Origin of the sequence: Staphylococcus sp. NWU MKU2, assembly GCF_033283605.1 — a bacterium.
Taxonomy (GTDB): Bacteria; Bacillota; Bacilli; order Staphylococcales; family Staphylococcaceae; genus Staphylococcus; species Staphylococcus haemolyticus.
The window spans coordinates 563,215-579,999 of sequence record NZ_JAVSMH010000001.1 but is presented as its reverse complement, the minus strand read 5'-3'; the positions used below and the strand labels follow the sequence as shown (position 1 = coordinate 579,999).

18 protein-coding genes are annotated in these 16,785 nt (G+C 34.7%); 11 read left to right on the top strand and 7 right to left on the bottom strand.

The genetic code is table 11. The annotated features are described in order from the left end of the window. Positions 1–170: 170 nt before the first annotated feature. Entirely contained in the window at positions 171–1,001 is an 831-nt protein-coding gene (gene thiD, locus SBL15_RS03055) for a bifunctional hydroxymethylpyrimidine kinase/phosphomethylpyrimidine kinase (RefSeq protein WP_037537375.1), read from the bottom strand. 139 nt (positions 1,002–1,140) lie between these two features. Between thiD and SBL15_RS03050 the strand changes: the two genes are divergently transcribed. The 4 genes from SBL15_RS03050 to SBL15_RS03035 all read left to right on the top strand — a co-directional run bounded on the left by SBL15_RS03050 (position 1,141) and on the right by SBL15_RS03035 (position 4,185). Further along, positions 1,141–1,800: a uracil-DNA glycosylase gene (locus SBL15_RS03050; protein WP_070839491.1), complete on the top strand. Its 660-nt coding sequence runs from the start codon at positions 1,141–1,143 to the stop codon at positions 1,798–1,800. Further along, positions 1,801–2,184 (top strand): DUF5327 family protein, encoded by a 384-nt coding sequence (locus tag SBL15_RS03045; RefSeq protein ID WP_107611801.1) that lies wholly within the window; start codon positions 1,801–1,803, stop codon positions 2,182–2,184. Between the two features lie 27 nt (positions 2,185–2,211). Then, positions 2,212–2,580, top strand: a complete 369-nt coding sequence (locus SBL15_RS03040; RefSeq protein WP_160380486.1) for a DUF423 domain-containing protein — start codon at positions 2,212–2,214, stop codon at positions 2,578–2,580. A gap of 126 nt (positions 2,581–2,706) precedes the next feature. Continuing rightward, positions 2,707–4,185, top strand: a complete 1,479-nt coding sequence (locus tag SBL15_RS03035) for an APC family permease (RefSeq protein WP_053018559.1) — start codon at positions 2,707–2,709, stop codon at positions 4,183–4,185. 70 nt (positions 4,186–4,255) lie between these two features. Here SBL15_RS03035 and SBL15_RS03030 read toward each other — a convergent pair whose 3' ends face one another. From SBL15_RS03030 to hemQ, 3 genes are all read right to left on the bottom strand, one after another. Next, positions 4,256–4,708, bottom strand: a complete 453-nt coding sequence (locus tag SBL15_RS03030; protein WP_011276662.1) for a threonine/serine exporter family protein — start codon at positions 4,706–4,708, stop codon at positions 4,256–4,258. 12 nt (positions 4,709–4,720) lie between these two features. After that, the gene (locus tag SBL15_RS03025) at positions 4,721–5,488 is read right to left on the bottom strand and encodes a threonine/serine exporter family protein (protein WP_053017129.1); all 768 of its coding nucleotides are present in this window, start codon (positions 5,486–5,488) and stop codon (positions 4,721–4,723) included. Positions 5,489–6,227: 739 nt separating this feature from the next. Continuing rightward, entirely contained in the window at positions 6,228–6,977 is a 750-nt protein-coding gene (gene hemQ, locus SBL15_RS03020) for a hydrogen peroxide-dependent heme synthase (RefSeq protein ID WP_011276660.1), read from the bottom strand. Between the two features lie 173 nt (positions 6,978–7,150). Here hemQ and pta point away from each other — a divergent pair, with 173 nt between their 5' ends. The 6 genes from pta to SBL15_RS02990 all read left to right on the top strand — a co-directional run bounded on the left by pta (position 7,151) and on the right by SBL15_RS02990 (position 13,401). Continuing rightward, positions 7,151–8,140 carry a phosphate acetyltransferase gene (gene pta, locus SBL15_RS03015; RefSeq protein ID WP_048668186.1) on the top strand — a complete coding sequence of 330 codons (990 nt, stop codon included), beginning with the start codon at positions 7,151–7,153 and terminating at the stop codon, positions 8,138–8,140. Then, the gene (locus SBL15_RS03010; RefSeq protein ID WP_016930863.1) at positions 8,140–8,982 is read left to right on the top strand and encodes a biotin/lipoate A/B protein ligase family protein; all 843 of its coding nucleotides are present in this window, start codon (positions 8,140–8,142) and stop codon (positions 8,980–8,982) included. Before pta ends, SBL15_RS03010 begins: the two co-directional genes overlap by 1 nt. Positions 8,983–9,851: 869 nt before the next feature. Further along, a complete protein-coding gene (gene mvk / locus SBL15_RS03005) occupies positions 9,852–10,775 on the top strand; it encodes a mevalonate kinase (RefSeq protein ID WP_037537381.1) in 924 nt (307 codons plus the stop codon). Between the two features lie 4 nt (positions 10,776–10,779). Continuing rightward, positions 10,780–11,763, top strand: a complete 984-nt coding sequence (gene mvaD, locus SBL15_RS03000; protein ID WP_317955087.1) for a diphosphomevalonate decarboxylase — start codon at positions 10,780–10,782, stop codon at positions 11,761–11,763. Positions 11,764–11,775: 12 nt separating this feature from the next. Continuing rightward, positions 11,776–12,852, top strand: coding sequence for a phosphomevalonate kinase (locus SBL15_RS02995; protein ID WP_053017131.1), 1,077 nt, complete (start codon positions 11,776–11,778; stop codon positions 12,850–12,852). Between the two features lie 207 nt (positions 12,853–13,059). Further along, the gene (locus SBL15_RS02990) at positions 13,060–13,401 is read left to right on the top strand and encodes a DUF1450 domain-containing protein (protein ID WP_317955085.1); all 342 of its coding nucleotides are present in this window, start codon (positions 13,060–13,062) and stop codon (positions 13,399–13,401) included. 130 nt (positions 13,402–13,531) lie between these two features. Here the strand turns inward: SBL15_RS02990 and SBL15_RS02985 are convergent, their stop codons facing one another. From SBL15_RS02985 to hypR, 3 genes are all read right to left on the bottom strand, one after another. Further along, positions 13,532–13,735 carry a cold-shock protein gene (locus SBL15_RS02985; RefSeq protein WP_049426256.1) on the bottom strand — a complete coding sequence of 68 codons (204 nt, stop codon included), beginning with the start codon at positions 13,733–13,735 and terminating at the stop codon, positions 13,532–13,534. Positions 13,736–13,967: 232 nt separating this feature from the next. After that, positions 13,968–15,290 (bottom strand): hypothiocyanous acid reductase MerA, encoded by a 1,323-nt coding sequence (gene merA, locus SBL15_RS02980; RefSeq protein WP_107611798.1) that lies wholly within the window; start codon positions 15,288–15,290, stop codon positions 13,968–13,970. Next, positions 15,277–15,717, bottom strand: a complete 441-nt coding sequence (hypR, locus tag SBL15_RS02975; RefSeq protein ID WP_107611797.1) for a redox-sensitive transcriptional regulator HypR — start codon at positions 15,715–15,717, stop codon at positions 15,277–15,279. Before hypR ends, merA begins: the two co-directional genes overlap by 14 nt. A gap of 129 nt (positions 15,718–15,846) precedes the next feature. Between hypR and SBL15_RS02970 the strand changes: the two genes are divergently transcribed. After that, the gene (locus SBL15_RS02970) at positions 15,847–16,782 is read left to right on the top strand and encodes an aldo/keto reductase (protein ID WP_107611796.1); all 936 of its coding nucleotides are present in this window, start codon (positions 15,847–15,849) and stop codon (positions 16,780–16,782) included. The last annotated feature ends 3 nt before the right edge of the window (positions 16,783–16,785 follow it).

The following is a 16,785-nucleotide window of genomic DNA, read 5'->3' as shown; positions in this document are numbered from 1 at the left end:
ACTTTGGATACAACGTATAGCCTATCACTTTCTACGACTTAATACCTAGAATTTATAATAAGCCTAAATTAATGTGAATGAGTTAAATAAAATACCTCCTCAATGAATGGTCTTAATAAAGACTTTATTGAGGAGGTTAGTTTGAGTTTATAAAAATTAAGTGTTTACTATTAAACTTCTGTTACGTCTACATCGATGTGTTCAACACGATTATAGGCACCATGATCTACTGGACCTACGAAGTCGTTCATTTTCCAGCCATTTTTAATTGCTGAAGCAACAAATGCTTTGGCACTAATAACAGCTTCTTTAGGTGATTTACCATTAGCTAAGTATGCTGTTGTAGCGGCTGCGAATGTACAACCGGCACCGTGGTTGTAGCTTTGTTGGAACATATCTGTTGTTAATTGGTAGAACGTATTACCGTCATAGTATAAGTCGTAAGATTTATCTTGATCTAACGCTTTACCACCTTTAATAATGACGTGTTGAGCGCCTTGATTAAAGATGATGTCTGCTGCTTTCTTCATGTCTTCGATTGAAGTTAATTTACCTAAACCAGAAAGTTGGCCTGCTTCAAATAAGTTAGGTGTCACAACAGTTGCTTTTGGTAATAAATATTCAATCATTGCATCAGTATTTCCTGGGTTAAGTACTTCATCTTCGCCTTTACATACCATAACAGGATCTACTACGAAATATTGTGCGCCTGATTCTTCAAATGCTTCTCCAGCACGTTTAATGATTTCTTGAGTACCTAGCATGCCAGTTTTAACAGCATCTGGACCAATTGAAATAGCTGTTTCAAGTTGCTTTTCAAATAAATCCATAGGAAGTGGTGTCACATCATGAGACCAAGTTTCCTTATCCATTGTTACAACAGCTGTTAAAGCGACCATGCCGTATGTGTCTAATTCTTGGAATGTTTTAAGGTCAGCTTGCATACCAGCTCCCGCACTTGTATCTGAACCTGCAATTGTTAATACTTTTTTTAAAGCCATGTAAATTCACTCCCGACAATTTCTAATCTATGTCTTATAATATCACGTTTATCAGACTACGTGCTAGCTTGAAGTAATGGATAAAATCAATAACTGATTAGGTTAGCATTATGTTAAAATATGGCTTGAGGTGAAAACGATGGAATGGTCAGAAATATTTCATGATATTACGGAACGACACGATTTCAAAGAGATGCACGATTTTTTAGAAAAAGAATATACAACACAAACCATCTATCCAGATAGAGACAATATTTATCAAGCTTTTGATTTAACACCTTTTGAAGATGTGAAAGTGGTTATATTAGGTCAAGATCCTTATCATGGACCGAATCAAGCCCATGGTTTAGCGTTTTCTGTGCAACCTAATGCTAAATTTCCGCCTTCTTTGAGAAATATGTATCAGGAATTGGAAGATGATATTGGGTGTCATCGGACATCACCACATTTACAAGATTGGGCTCGTGAAGGTGTCTTGTTATTAAATACTGTTCTGACGGTTCGACAAGGACAAGCACACTCGCATAAGGATATTGGATGGGAAACATTTACAGATGAAGTGATCCAAGCTATTTCGAAACATCGTGATGATGTTGTATTCATATTATGGGGTAAGCCTGCACAACAGAAAATTAAATTAATTGATACGTCAAAACACTATATTATTAAATCGCCACATCCAAGCCCGTTATCGGCTTATCGTGGGTTCTTTGGTTCTAAACCATATTCTAAAACTAATGATTATTTAGTATCTAAAGGTAAATCACCTATCAATTGGTGCGAGAATGGGGAGGCTTAAATGAATAGAGCGCAAGTGATTCAACTAATTGAACATGAGTTAGTGCAAGCTGATGAGGCTACTAACGAGCAACAATTCGAGAAACATATGTATGCGATTCATACATTAACGTCAATATATGCTAACAACGAAAGTAAGCCAGCGTCATCAAAATCACAAGGTCAGGATTTTACAAAAACTGTGACTACGTCATTTTCAAAAGTAAATCAAAGTTCAAACACATCATCGTCACAAGGTAAATCCAAAGTGACTGCTGCAGAAATTGAGGCGATGGGTGGAAAAGTTCCAGATTCAATGAAATCGTCACAGAATAATAGCTTGCCATCTAATACAATGGTAACGGATGATGAAATTGGTAATGGAGAATCAATATTTGATTTTTAAACTGAATGAGGAGAATGAATGTATATGATGAAATTATTTATAATACTAGGTGCGCTATGTACAATGATGTCAGTTGGTACTGGGGCATTTGGTGCACATGGTCTTGAAGGTAAATTATCGGACAAATATATGTCAGTGTGGGAAAAAGCAGTGAATTATCAAATGTACCATGGATTAGGATTAATCATTATTGGTGTTATTAGTGGTACAACATCTATTAATGTGAATTGGGCAGGTTGGCTTCTCTTCCTTGGTGTGGTGTTCTTTAGTGGTTCGTTATATATATTAGCTTTAACACAAATCCGTATCTTAGGAGCGATTACACCAATTGGTGGTTTATTGTTTATCGCCGGTTGGTTAATGCTTATTATCTCTACATTTAAATTTGTAGGATAAAATTTAACATAATTTATCAAATTTATTAGTTTTATATAAAACTGCAAAGCACTTATATTGTGTCAATAGTATAGATTAAACAACTCACCTTTTGGGTATATAGCATACTTGAGGTGAGTTTATTTTATGAGTAAAAATAATCAAAATCAGGATATAGATAGAGGCGATTTGAAACAGAACCTCTCTGAAAAGTTTGTCTGGGCTATTGCTTATGGCTCATGTATAGGTTGGGGTGCTTTTATTTTACCTGGAGATTGGATTAAGCAATCTGGTCCAATTGCTGCATCTATAGGTATCGTAATTGGTGCATTATTAATGATACTCATTGCAGTAAGTTATGGGGCCTTGGTAGAAAAATTTCCAGTTTCAGGTGGCGCCTTTGCATTTAGTTACTTAAGTTTTGGTAGATACGTTAGTTTCTTCTCATCATGGTTTTTAACATTTGGGTATGTATGTGTTGTTGCACTTAATGCAACGGCATTTAGTTTATTAGTAAAATTCCTACTTCCTGATTTGTTGAATAATGGGAAGTTATACACGATTGCAGGATGGGACGTTTACATAACTGAAATCATTATTGCCACTGTGTTATTACTTGTCTTTATGCTAGTAGCAATCCGTGGTGCAAGTGTATCAGGTTCATTGCAATATTACTTTTGCGTAGCTATGGTTATTGTTGTGTTGCTTATGTTTTTCGGTTCATTCTTTGGAAATAATTTTGCATTTGAGAATTTACAACCATTAGCTAATCCTAAATCAGGTTGGTTCACATCTATAATTATGATTGTGGCAGTAGCGCCTTGGGCGTATGTTGGCTTTGACAACATTCCTCAAACTGCAGAAGAATTTAACTTTTCACCTAATAAGACATTTAAATTGATAGTTTATAGTTTGTTGGCAGCGTCACTGACATATGTCGTAATGATTTTATACACAGGTTGGTTAAGTACTAATAATGCAAGTTTAAATGGTAACTTATGGGTAACAGGTGCTGAAACACAGTCAGCATTTGGTTATATTGGTTTAGGTGTATTAGCCATAGCAATTATTATGGGTATATTTACAGGTTTAAATGGATTTTTAATGAGTGCAAGTCGATTGTTATTCTCGATGGGGCGTTCAGGCATCATGCCAACTGCTTTTAGTAAATTGCACTCTAAATATAAGACACCATATGTAGCGATTATCTTTTTAGTAGCTGTTACATTAATTGCACCTTGGTTAGGTCGTACTGCATTAACATGGATTGTTGATATGTCGTCAACTGGCGTATCAATTGCTTATTTTATTACATGTTTATCTGCAGCTAAGTTGTTCAGTTTTAATAAAGAAAGTAATACGTACGGACCTGTTTATAAGACATTTGCCATTTTTGGTTCGATTGTATCATTTATTTTCCTTCTCTTATTGTTAGTGCCTGGATCACCAGCATCGCTCTCAATGCCGTCATATATTGCTTTAGGTGGATGGTTAGTAATTGGACTGATTTTCTTCGTTATCCGTTATCCTAAATTGAAGCGAATGGATAATGATGAATTAAGTCGATTAATTTTAAATCGTTCTGAAAAAGAAGTTGAAGATATGGTAGATGATACTTATAAATAGTTCAACTTTAAAAAGCGCGGGCTCTAGGGAGCCACGCGCTTTTCTAATATCAACAATAGTATAAATGATGTTATATTCTTTTTCTTGTTCTTGCAAAACCAGATAATATAATTTTAGAAATTTGGTCTGCAAATAATAAGCCGAGCGCAATGGCGCCAGCAATGAGTGTTACTTCAAGCATTGTATTAATCGCTTTACTGAAGTCTAATAGTACTAAATTCTTAGTAGCATCAAACGCTAGACCACCAGGTACAAGAGGAATAATTCCAGGTACCATGAAGATAATTGCCGGTTCTCTCTTTGTACGAGCCATATAGTGACTAATTAAACCTAACGCTAAACTTCCGAAGAAACTTGAGTAGATCGTATGTGTGTTCAAACCTTGATAAAAAAGAATGTAAACCATCCAACCACATGCTCCTACAAATCCACAAGAGAGATAAAGTTTCCTAGGCGCATCGAAGATCACACAGAAAAAAAGTGAAGCGGTATAACTAAAAATTAAGTTTAATATCCAAAACATTCATTCCCACTCCTAAACTAAGATTAAAACTGAACCAACGCCAGCGCCAATACCAAAAGCAGTGACGAGTGCTTCTAAGGACTTCGTTGTAAACATAAGCATGTGTCCACCAAATAGATCTTGAATGGCATTTGTTATAAGTACTCCGGGAACAATAGGCATTACAGAGGCAATAATAATTGTTGCAAGATCACCTGTGGGTAATAAATAATGACCAAGTACTGAAATAATTCCTATAACGAGTGACCCTAAAAATTCTGGAATAAATTGCGCATGTAAACGTCTATCTAGTATTTCAACTACAAGATAACCTAAGCCGCCCGCTAACAATGCGGTGATAACATCGACAAGTTTACCATCCTGTAAATATAGGAAACTAATAGCAATAATGGCAGCAGCAATTCCCTTGAAAAGTAAACTACTATCACGTTTAGCAACATATATATTCTCAAGTTTTAATTTAGCTTCTTCTAGTGTAATTGCACCTTTTGTGATTAAGCGTGAGATTTCATTTGTTTGAGAAATTTTAATGAGATTCGTATCACGTGAATTAATTCTAAAAATTCGAGGATAAGATTCATTATGTAATGTAAATTGAATAACAGTATTGGTAACAAAGCTATTACTCTCAGAATAGCCTAATTTACGTGCAATACGTGTCATTGTATCTTCAACACGTGTACCTTCAGCACCGGACTCCAATAATATGCGTCCAGCCATCATGACAACGTCTTTAATTAATTTTTCATCTGCATTTTCGTGTATTTGTGTATTATCCATTTCATCACCATTCGTTAAGATGTACTCATAATTATAGTCAATGAGTCTAAGATATAAAAGTCTTTTAGGTTTATGATACAAAATTAAAGTAGCTAATTGAAGTAAGCACGCTTATATTAAAAGTTTCTAAGCTCTGATTCGCTCTTATAAAAAAGAGTCTCACATTGTGTATAACAAATGCCTAGAAAATCCGCGCTCCAAAATGAAGAAAATAAGACAATTAAATGTTAAAAAATTAAAAAGAGTGTACATTAATCATTATAGTATAATGTTGCAATACATTTAAAATAAAAAATATATACAAACTCATTCTATAATGTTTCAAAATATTACAATTTGGTTAAATAATAATTAGTTAGCAATTTATGAATAATATTGGGTAGCGACAATATTTTCATAGTTGTTAATGTTCAGAGTAGTAATTAAGTTCTCCCAAATCACATACTACACTATAATAGCCTGAGGCATAGTAAGTGCCTCAGGTTATCGTTGTTTTAAAACCTATTTAAATGTGGCGATTAATAGCTATTCCCTAAATATTCGTTTATTAAACTATTATCAAAATAAGATATTGTGGGCATTTATAAAGTTTGGCACGTCATCTTTGTTAGAGATACATTAGAGTTCCATTATCGATTTATTTTCTATAAATAAAAAGTTCCCTTCAAAGCCATGTTCAAGCAAGCTTAGAAGGGAACAAGTTATGAATTTTTCAAAATAGATTTATCTAATAACAAGTTTAGATAGCAAAAAAGTGTTCGAAATCATCTGTTTTTAAGATGTGACCAATATAGAAACCACCAAATTCTCCATATCTAGCAGTTGTCTCATCAAAACGCATTTCGTATACAATTTTTTTGAATTGTAATACATCATCAGAGAATAAAGTTACGCCCCATTCAAAGTCATCAAAACCAACTGACCCTGTGATGAATTGTTTGATCTTACCTGCATATTGTCGACCAATCATACCATGGTTATACATTAATTTCTTACGTTCTTCCATTGGTAACATATACCAGTTATAAGTCTCATTACGACGTTTATCCATTGGATAGAAACAAATATACTCTGTTCTAGGTAATTCAGGATATAATCTCGCTCTAACATGTGGATTTTGATATGGATCTTCATCAGACTTACCTGCTAAGTAATTACCTAATTCAATCACTGACACGTATGAGTATGTTTGAATAAAGAAATCAGCAATACGAAGTTTATTGAGTTCATTTTCAATTTCATTAAGTTCTTTCATTTCTGGACGTAAGTACCATAATAGAATGTCAGCTTTTTGACCTGTAATATTATATAGCGCATAGTCGCCAGCTTGTTGTTCTCTAGCACTAGCTTTATCGTTAATGAATGTCTTGAATTCATTGATCATAGCTTCACGTTCATCCTCAGGCACTAGTCTAAATGTTGCCCAATCTACAGCATAAAATAAATGAAGACTGTACCAACCATCTAAAGTTTCAGCTGCTTCACTCATGTGTATCGCTCCTTCAAAATTGATTATTATTATTTAATACAGACTAAATTTTATCATAAAGAGAATTAGTAAACATACTTAAATGATTACAAATTAGTGAAATGGAAATATCACTATAAATACAGTATAATTAGAGTGCAAAATATTATTATGAAATTATTTAGGAGGGCATTATGTCTAGTTTATTAGATGTATTACAAGAAAAACTTTCAGGAAAAAATGTCAAAATCGTATTACCTGAGGGTGAAGATGAGCGTGTGTTAACAGCTGCTACACAATTACAAGCAACTGACTATGTAACACCTGTAGTTTTAGGTGACTATGACAAAATCAACTTATTAGCTAAAGATAAAGGATTAGATGTTTCAGACATCGAAGTCATTAACCCATCTACAAGCGAATTAAAACCAGAATTAGTTAAATCATTCGTTGAACGCCGTAAAGGTAAAGCAACTGAAGAACAAGCTGATGAATTATTAAATAACGTTAACTATTTCGGTACAATGTTAGTTTACGCTGGTCATGCTGACGGGTTAGTAAGTGGTGCAGCACATTCAACTGGAGATACTGTTCGCCCTGCATTACAAATCATTAAAACGAAACCAGGCGTATCTAAAACTTCTGGTATCTTCTTTATGATTAAAGATGATCAACAATATGTATTCGGTGATTGTGCAATTAACCCAACATTAGAATCATCTGATTTAGCAGAAATCGCAGTTGAAAGTGCGAAATCAGCTAAAAGCTTCGGCATGGACCCACGTGTTGCTATGTTAAGCTTCTCAACTAAAGGTTCAGCTAAATCTGACGATGTTGATAAAGTAGCAAATGCAGTTAAATTAGCTCAAGAAAAAGTAGAATCTGAAGGCTTAACAGACGTTGTAATTGATGGTGAATTCCAATTTGATGCTGCTATTGTACCTTCAGTAGCTGAGAAAAAAGCGCCAGGCGCTAAAATTCAAGGTAATGCAAATGTCTTTGTATTCCCAAGTTTAGAAGCAGGTAATATTGGATACAAAATTGCTCAACGTTTAGGCGGTTTTGACGCAGTTGGTCCTGTATTACAAGGTTTAAACTCACCTGTTAACGACTTATCACGCGGTTGCTCAACTGAAGACGTTTATAAATTATCAATCATTACAGCTGCTCAAACATTACAATAATGGACTTAGCGAGTAAATACTTTAATGATATCGATTGGCGCTATGTAGACCATTCGTCTGGTTTAGCACCAATGCAATCATTTGCTTTTGACGATACGTTTTCAGAAAGCGTAGGAAAAGATTTATCATGCAATGTGGTCAGAACATGGATTCACCAACATACCGTTATTCTCGGTATTCATGATTCGCGTTTACCATTTCTTAAAGATGGTATTCGATATTTAACTGATGAAATAGGTTATAACGCAATTGTGAGGAATTCGGGTGGTCTTGGTGTCGTGTTAGATCAAGGAGTATTAAATATCTCACTTATTTTCAAAGGTCAAACGGAAACGACAATTGATGAAGCATTTACAGTAATGTATTTATTGATTTGCAAAATGTTTGAAAATGAAGATGTAGAGATTGATACACGAGAGATTGAGCACTCATATTGCCCAGGAAAATTTGATTTAAGCATTGATGGTAAAAAGTTTGCCGGCATTTCACAACGTCGTGTACGTGGTGGTATTGCAGTGCAAATATATCTTTGTGTTGAAGGATCAGGTTCAGAACGCGCGGAAATGATGCGTGTCTTCTATGAACATGCACTTAAAGGCGAAGTGACTAAATTTAAATATCCGGATATACAACCTGAATGTATGGCATCACTGGAAACGTTGTTTGGGCGAGAGATTAAAGTCCAAGATGTGATGTTCCAATTATTACACGCTATTAAAGATTTAGGTGGTAATCTGAATATGGATCCAATCACTGAAGATGAATGGACACGTTATGAAGGTTACTTCGACAAGATGATAGATCGTAATGAGAAGATGAATCGTTCAATAGAAGCTGATTAAGCGTGAAACAACTTTTAAAATTGAAAATTTGATACAGTTAAATAGGCTGGGACAAAATAAAATGTCTCAGCCTACTTTATCATGTTGTCAGTAGCTGACTGATTTGAAAATGCGCTTGCGTCAAGCGTTTTTTCAAACCTAGTCATCCTTGCCTCGTAATCGGTGCCCCCAACAAAGAGAATTTCCTAAAGAAATTCTACAAGCAAAGCAAGCTGGGGTTCGGGGCCCCAACAAAGAGAATTTCTCAAAGAAATTCTACAAGCAAAGCAAGTTGGGGTTCGGGGCCCCAACAAAGAGAATTTCCTAAAGAAATTCTACAAGCTAAGCAAGCTGGGGTTACAACGAAATAAATCCTGAGAAAATATTATTTCTGTTCTACTCCCTTTTCATTTGGAATAATGTAATTTTAGGTGGAATTATATATCAAATTTATTATAAATTGCTATATTCCTATTACTTTTTATAGTAATATAGTTTAGGTAGATTAATATAAAAACGATGTAGATTGTGTATCATTTTAATATATTGATGGTGGAGATTAATCAAGAACGAAGGCCATCTTAATTAAAAGACTAACATGACAGTATGTTAGAGATTTTAAATTTAGGGTATAAATATTTTTAAGTTTTAAAGTTAAATTAACTGAGTCTATCTTTTATTCAAGTCGAAAAAGGATACAAAAATGTGGATAGACTATGACATGCAATTATAAAGTTAATTTGCGTACACACTACGATAAAAGGTCAGTAATTTAAATACAAATTGACATAGGCATTTATAGAGTTGAAAGATTTAGGATATATGCATGATAAGTATGTCCACTGACCTCGAAAATAATTTTTCAGAAAGAATATTAAAGGTGAGATATCATGGTACAACGTGGCTATGGGGAGTCTAACGGCAAAATAATATTAATCGGGGAGCATGCGGTAACATTTGGTGAACCTGCAATTGCGATTCCGTTTACTTCAGGAAAAGTAAAAGTCTTAATCGAAAGTTTGGAAAAAGGTAATTACTCAGCGATACAAAGTGATGTCTATGATGGACCACTTTATGATGCGCCAGAACATTTGAAATCTTTAATTGGCCATTTCGTAGAGAATAAAAAGGTAGAAGAGCCATTATTAATAAAAATTCAAGCAAATTTACCACCATCTAGAGGTTTAGGATCAAGTGCAGCCGTTGCTGTCGCTTTCATAAGAGCAAGCTATGATTATTTAGGTTTACCACTAACTGATAAAGAATTATTAGAGAATGCAGACTGGGCAGAACGTATAGCTCACGGTAAACCAAGTGGTATAGATACTAAGACTATCGTTACGAATCAACCTGTTTGGTATCAAAAGGGCGAAGTTGAAATATTAAAGACCTTAGATTTAGATGGTTATATGGTAGTTATCGATACAGGTGTTAAAGGTTCTACTAAACAAGCAGTCGAAGATGTGCATCAATTATGTGATAATGATAAGAATTATATGCAAGTTGTTGAACATATTGGTTCTTTAGTTTATTCAGCAAGTGAAGCGATTGAGCATCATAGTTTTGATCAATTAGCTACAATCTTTAATCAATGTCAAGATGACTTGAGAACATTGACGGTGAGTCATGACAAAATAGAAATGTTTCTTCGCTTAGGAGAAGAGAATGGTTCAGTTGCTGGCAAACTAACAGGTGGCGGCCGTGGTGGTAGTATGCTTATCTTAGCTAAAGAATTGCAAACAGCTAAGAATATTGTCGCTGCAGTTGAAAAAGCTGGGGCACAACATACATGGATTGAGAAGTTAGGAGGATAAACCATTGAAAAAGAGTGGTAAAGCACGCGCACATACGAATATTGCACTGATTAAATATTGGGGTAAAGCCGATGAGGCATTAATCATACCAATGAATAATAGTTTGTCAGTTACACTTGACCGTTTTTACACTGAAACGCGTGTAACATTTGATGAAACATTAACAGAAGATCTGTTAATTCTTAACGGGGAAGCTGTAAACGCTAAGGAAAGCGCTAAGATTCAACGTTATATGGAAATGATTCGTAAAGAAGCTGGGATTTCAGAACATGCACTTATTGAAAGTGAGAATTTTGTTCCAACAGCTGCAGGATTAGCTTCGTCAGCAAGTGCATATGCTGCATTAGCCGGTGCGTGTAATGAAGCTCTACAATTAGGTTTATCTGATAAAGATCTTTCACGTTTAGCGCGTCGTGGGTCTGGTTCAGCATCTCGTAGTATTTATGGTGGGTTTGCTGAATGGGAAAAGGGACATGACGATGAATCTTCGTTTGCACACCGTGTTGAAGCGGATGGCTGGGAAAATGAACTGGCTATGGTTTTTGTTGTTATTAATAACAAATCTAAAAAGGTATCCAGTCGTTCAGGTATGTCACTTACACGTGATACGTCACGTTTTTATCAATATTGGTTAGATAACGTTGAACCAGATTTGAAAGATACTAAAGAAGCCATTGCTCAAAAAGATTTTAAGCGTATGGGTGAAGTTATTGAAGCTAATGGTTTACGCATGCATGCAACTAATTTGGGAGCACAACCTCCATTTACATATTTAGTACCAGAAAGTTATGATGCTATGCGCATCGTTCATGAATGTAGAGAAGCGGGTTTACCTTGCTACTTTACAATGGACGCGGGTCCTAACGTTAAAGTATTGATTGAAAAGAAAAATCAACAAGCTATCGTAGATAAATTCTTACAAGAATTTGATCAATCACAAATCATCACAAGTGACATTACCCAATCAGGAGTCGAAATAATTAAGTAAGGAAGAGATATAATGATTCAGGTGAAAGCACCAGGAAAGCTTTATGTAGCAGGTGAATATGCAGTGACTGAGCCAGGATATAAGTCTGTCTTAATTGCGGTCGATCGATTTGTTACAGCTTCAATTGAAGCTTCTAATGCAGTAACAGGTACGATTCATTCCAAGACATTACATTATGAACCTGTAACGTTTAATCGCAATGAAGATAAAATTGATATCTCCGATGCTAATGCTGCTAGTCAATTAAAGTATGTTGTAACTGCAATTGAAGTTTTCGAACAATATGCGAGAAGTTGCAACGTCAAATTGAAGCATTTTCATTTAGAAATCGATAGTAATTTAGATGATGCTTCAGGTAATAAATATGGGCTTGGTTCTAGTGCGGCAGTTTTAGTGTCAGTCGTCAAAGCATTAAATGAGTTTTACGATATGCAATTATCTAACCTATATATTTATAAACTTGCAGTCATTTCTAATATGCGATTACAAAGTTTAAGCTCATGTGGTGATATAGCTGTAAGTGTATACAGTGGCTGGCTAGCTTATAGTACTTTCGATCACGATTGGGTCAAACAACAGATGGAAGAAACATCAGTTAATGAAGTATTAGAAAAAAATTGGCCGGGTCTTCATATTGAACCTTTACAGGCCCCAGAGAATATGGAAGTCTTAATCGGTTGGACAGGTTCGCCTGCTTCATCACCTCATTTAGTCAGTGAAGTGAAACGCTTAAAATCAGATCCTTCTTTTTATGGAAGATTCCTTGATCAATCTCATACATGTGTTGAAAATCTTATCTATGCGTTTAAAACAAATAATATTAAAGGTGTTCAGAAAATGATTCGACAAAATCGTATGATTATTCAACAAATGGATAATGAAGCGACAGTCGACATTGAAACTGAAAATTTAAAAATGTTATGTGATATTGGAGAACGTTATGGTGCTGCTGCCAAGACATCAGGTGCTGGCGGTGGCGATTGCGGTATCGCCATTATTGATAATCGCATTGATAAAAATCGTATTTATAATGAATGGGCATCACACGGTATTAAACCGTTGAAATTTAAAATTTATCATGGACAATAATAATATAAACTAATAAGTGAGTAGGACTGAATTCAAATGTTGAATCAGCGTCTTGCTCTTTTTTATTATGGCTGAGAATGACTTTTAATGATAGGCTTGAATTTTCTTGTAAAAGGAGTAAAATAATTAGAGTTAAATTCATTGATTCGTATTAATATGCTTCAAAATTTAGGATAGAAACGACAATATAGAAAGGTAGGTGGCAAGGTGAAAAATAAATTTTTAATATGTGATGAATGTCAGGCGGTAAATATCAAAACTTTGAAAAGAAAATTAGAAAAATTAGATCCAGAAGCAGAAATTGAAATCGGCTGTCAATCTTATTGTGGCCCTGGACGTCGAAAAACGTTTGCCTTCGTCAATAATCGACCACTTACTGCGCTTACTGAAGACGAATTGTTAGAAAAAGTCACAGCTCAGCTAAAAAAACCAAGAGATCCGGAAGAAGAAGAACGATTAAGAAAGCGTAATGAGGAACGTAAACGCCGTAAAGAAGAACAAGACCGAAAGCTAAAAGAGAAATTAGCTAAACGTAAGGCGATAAAATAGAGGAATGAAGTTATATTATAAACTTAAGCTATGAGTGTATTCTAACCTGAATATTGTCGTAGCTTTTTTATTACAATAAAAAAAGCACTTAGAAGATATTTATCTTCTAAGCGCTTAATTAGGTCTAATCCTATGACATTACAACAACGTTAGTTGCTTGTTCGCCACGTTGACCTTCAGTAATATCGAAGTCAACTTTTTGACCTTCTTCTAAAGTTTTGTAACCTTCACCAGCGATACCGCTGAAGTGTACGAATACGTCACTTCCGTCTTCTCTTTCGATGAAACCAAAGCCTTTTTCTGCGTTAAACCATTTTACTGTACCGTTATTCATATAGAATACCTCCATGTGCTTTTGCACGAATATTTGTAACAAATTCATTTATAAAAAAGAGAGTATTCTAAACAAACACACTACATTTAAATTCACGAGCTTTTATTACGTTAGATTAACTATAACTGTTATTTATTAATAAGTAAAGCTTTTTATTTTTAAAAATATTGATAAGTTGAATTTATATCTCTTGAAGTACTAGTATGACAGTATTTTAATAAATTAAAAATTTTTAAATATTAAACAAATCATTAAAGGATTCTACTATAGTTGGGTGAGTATAAATAGTATCTCTTAGAACTTGGTAAGGTATATGTTGATCAATTGCTAACTTAATTAAATTAATAATTTCTTCTGATTCTTTGCCATAAAGTGTAGCACCTAAAATCAAATCAGTATCTTTATCGATAACAACTTTGAAAATGCCGCGAGCGTCATTATTAATCTTATGTCTCGGAATTTGAGCGACAAGTAATGTATTTTCAATATAATTATAGCCTTGAGATTGAGCTTCTTTAGCTGTTAAACCTACTCGAGAAAATGGTGGATCAATAAAGACAGTGTAAGGAATTGTACCGCGGTTAAGTGTAGTACGCGATTGGTCACCATATAGTGTAGATTTTAGAATTCTAAAGTCGTCCAGAGAGATATACGTGAATTGTAGTCCGCCTTTGACATCTCCAACAGCATAAATATGTTCGACTGAAGTTTGAAGATGCTCATTCACTTTGATTTCACCACGTTCACCAAGTTCAACATCAGTTTCTTCAAGCGCTAAATCAGTATTAGGTATACGACCTGTAGCTATCAATACAGCGTCAGCTGAGAAATTGCCTTTAGAAGTTACAATTGTCGTTTGGTTGTTGTTATTTTTAAATTCTAGCGTTTCTGCATTTGTGACAAAGGTAATCCCTTTGTCCTCTAAATCTTTAATTGCATGTGCAACCACGTCTTGATCTTCACGTGGCATGATATGTTCGCCGTGTTCTATAACTGTGACTTTTGAGCCAAAATTAGCAAACATTGAAGCAAATTCTAGGGCGATATAGCCACCACCGATGATGACTAAATGCTTAGGTTGATATGCAATATTCAATAAACCTTGTGAATCAAATAAATGTTTAGCACTTTCGATACCCGGGATAGATGGAATATTCGATTTTGCGCCTGTATTAATAACAATTCTATCCGCAGTTAAAGTATGTACAATAGCACCATCCTCGTCTAGTAGATTAACTTCAGTATTAGATTTGAATTGCGCTTTGTAATTGAATACTTCAATGTTTGTATCATTTGCTAAGTTATCATAGTTTTTCTTATTTAGTGCGCTGACTACGTCTTTTTTTCTTGAAAAGGCAGTACCAAAGTCTGTACCATCAATCCCATCATGTACGAGTACTTTAGACGGGATACAACCGTGGTTAATGCACGTGCCGCCATAGTTATCTGATGATTGTTCTACTAAAGCTACGTGTTGACCTTGTGATGCCGCGTACTTGGCAAGTGTTTTTCCTGCTTTACCGAAACCAATAACTAATAAATTAAAATGTGTCATTTGATGTGTCCTCCTGAAGTGTATCTTTAATTACGTCGTTAATTGTCAAGTTACGATAAAAATTGAGCGCTAGTGCAGTTTCTTGCTCTTTGTATTTATTCATAGTGGTTGCGATATTTCTAGAGATTATACAATGGCTTTCTTCGCTACCAGTAAAAATACGTTGTGTTGGTAATTTATCTAACACGAAAAGTTGATATAGTGTATCTAAGGTGATGGTTGGAGTGTGCGCATTAGCTCGATAGCCACCACCTTTTCCAAGAATTGAATCTATATATTGTTGATTATTAAGTGTAGTGGTAACGCGCCTTAGTTGCACAGGATTAAGACAGGTAAGTTCTGCTAAATCCTGGCTATTGAATTGTTCTTCGGAATGCTTAGTAAGAAAGCTTAGCACGTGTACTGCAATGTTGAATTCTAAATTCATAGTATACCGCCTTTAATGTAATTTGATTAGTTACATTAAAATACATTGCTCATCAAAAGTCAATATGAATGTCATAATAAGAAATGGGTAAACTATAAGTAGTTATATAGAATAAAGGAGCGATTATAGATGGCAGATTTAGTACAATTAGGTAAATCAGATGTTCACGTATTTCCAATTGCATTAGGTACAAACGCAGTAGGTGGTCACAATTTATACCCAAATTTAGATGAAGAACAGGGTAAAGATGTTGTACGTAAAGCAATTGACAACGGTATTACGTTACTAGATACAGCTTATATTTATGGACCTGAACGTTCTGAAGAATTAGTTGGCCAAGTAGTTCAAGAGTATCCTCGTGAACAAGTTCAAATTGCAACGAAAGGTTCACATGTTATTAAAGAAAATGATGAAATCGTACAAAATAATGATCCAGATTATTTAAAACAGCAAGTTGAGAATAGCTTGAAACGCCTTCAAGTAGATTATATTGATTTATACTACATTCATTTTCCAGATGAAAATACACCGAAAGATAAAGCAGTTGCTGCATTAAAAGAACTTAAAGATGAAGGCAAGATTAAAGCGATAGGCGTGTCTAACTTCTCATTAGAACAACTTAAGGAAGCGAATAAAGATGGTTATGTCGATGTAGTGCAATTAGAATACAACTTATTACATCGTGAAAATGAAGAAGTCATGAAATATGCAGCTGAAAATAATATTACATTTATACCATACTTCCCATTAGCATCAGGCATCTTAGCTGGTAAGTATGAGGAAAATCAAACGTTTGATGATCATCGTGCACCTCGCCGTGATTTCCAACCGGAAGTATTTAATGATAATGTTCGACGAGTGAAACAATTACAAGGCATTGCGGAAGCTCATAACACATCTATTGCTAATGTGGTTCTAGCATTCTACTTAACGCGTCCAGCGTTAGATGTGGTGATTCCTGGTGCGAAACGTGCTGAACAAGTTGTGCAAAATATTGAAGCGGCAAATATTCAATTAACAGATGATGAACTGAACAAAATTGATGAATTATTTCCGATTGAATAAAAT

What these genes read in the sequence shown, in the direction of transcription:
- thiD (WP_037537375.1), bottom strand. Translation starts at nt 1,001, where the DNA reads ATGGCTTTAAAAAAAGTATTAACAATTGCAGGTTCAGATACAAGTGCG.
- SBL15_RS03050 (WP_070839491.1), top strand. Translation starts at nt 1,141, where the DNA reads ATGGAATGGTCAGAAATATTTCATGATATTACGGAACGACACGATTTC.
- SBL15_RS03045 (WP_107611801.1), top strand. Translation starts at nt 1,801, where the DNA reads ATGAATAGAGCGCAAGTGATTCAACTAATTGAACATGAGTTAGTGCAA.
- SBL15_RS03040 (WP_160380486.1), top strand. Translation starts at nt 2,212, where the DNA reads ATGAAATTATTTATAATACTAGGTGCGCTATGTACAATGATGTCAGTT.
- SBL15_RS03035 (WP_053018559.1), top strand. Translation starts at nt 2,707, where the DNA reads ATGAGTAAAAATAATCAAAATCAGGATATAGATAGAGGCGATTTGAAA.
- SBL15_RS03030 (WP_011276662.1), bottom strand. Translation starts at nt 4,708, where the DNA reads ATGTTTTGGATATTAAACTTAATTTTTAGTTATACCGCTTCACTTTTT.
- SBL15_RS03025 (WP_053017129.1), bottom strand. Translation starts at nt 5,488, where the DNA reads ATGGATAATACACAAATACACGAAAATGCAGATGAAAAATTAATTAAA.
- hemQ (WP_011276660.1), bottom strand. Translation starts at nt 6,977, where the DNA reads ATGAGTGAAGCAGCTGAAACTTTAGATGGTTGGTACAGTCTTCATTTA.
- pta (WP_048668186.1), top strand. Translation starts at nt 7,151, where the DNA reads ATGTCTAGTTTATTAGATGTATTACAAGAAAAACTTTCAGGAAAAAAT.
- SBL15_RS03010 (WP_016930863.1), top strand. Translation starts at nt 8,140, where the DNA reads ATGGACTTAGCGAGTAAATACTTTAATGATATCGATTGGCGCTATGTA.
- mvk (WP_037537381.1), top strand. Translation starts at nt 9,852, where the DNA reads ATGGTACAACGTGGCTATGGGGAGTCTAACGGCAAAATAATATTAATC.
- SBL15_RS02995 (WP_053017131.1), top strand. Translation starts at nt 11,776, where the DNA reads ATGATTCAGGTGAAAGCACCAGGAAAGCTTTATGTAGCAGGTGAATAT.
- SBL15_RS02985 (WP_049426256.1), bottom strand. Translation starts at nt 13,735, where the DNA reads ATGAATAACGGTACAGTAAAATGGTTTAACGCAGAAAAAGGCTTTGGT.
- merA (WP_107611798.1), bottom strand. Translation starts at nt 15,290, where the DNA reads ATGACACATTTTAATTTATTAGTTATTGGTTTCGGTAAAGCAGGAAAA.
- hypR (WP_107611797.1), bottom strand. Translation starts at nt 15,717, where the DNA reads ATGAATTTAGAATTCAACATTGCAGTACACGTGCTAAGCTTTCTTACT.
- SBL15_RS02970 (WP_107611796.1), top strand. Translation starts at nt 15,847, where the DNA reads ATGGCAGATTTAGTACAATTAGGTAAATCAGATGTTCACGTATTTCCA.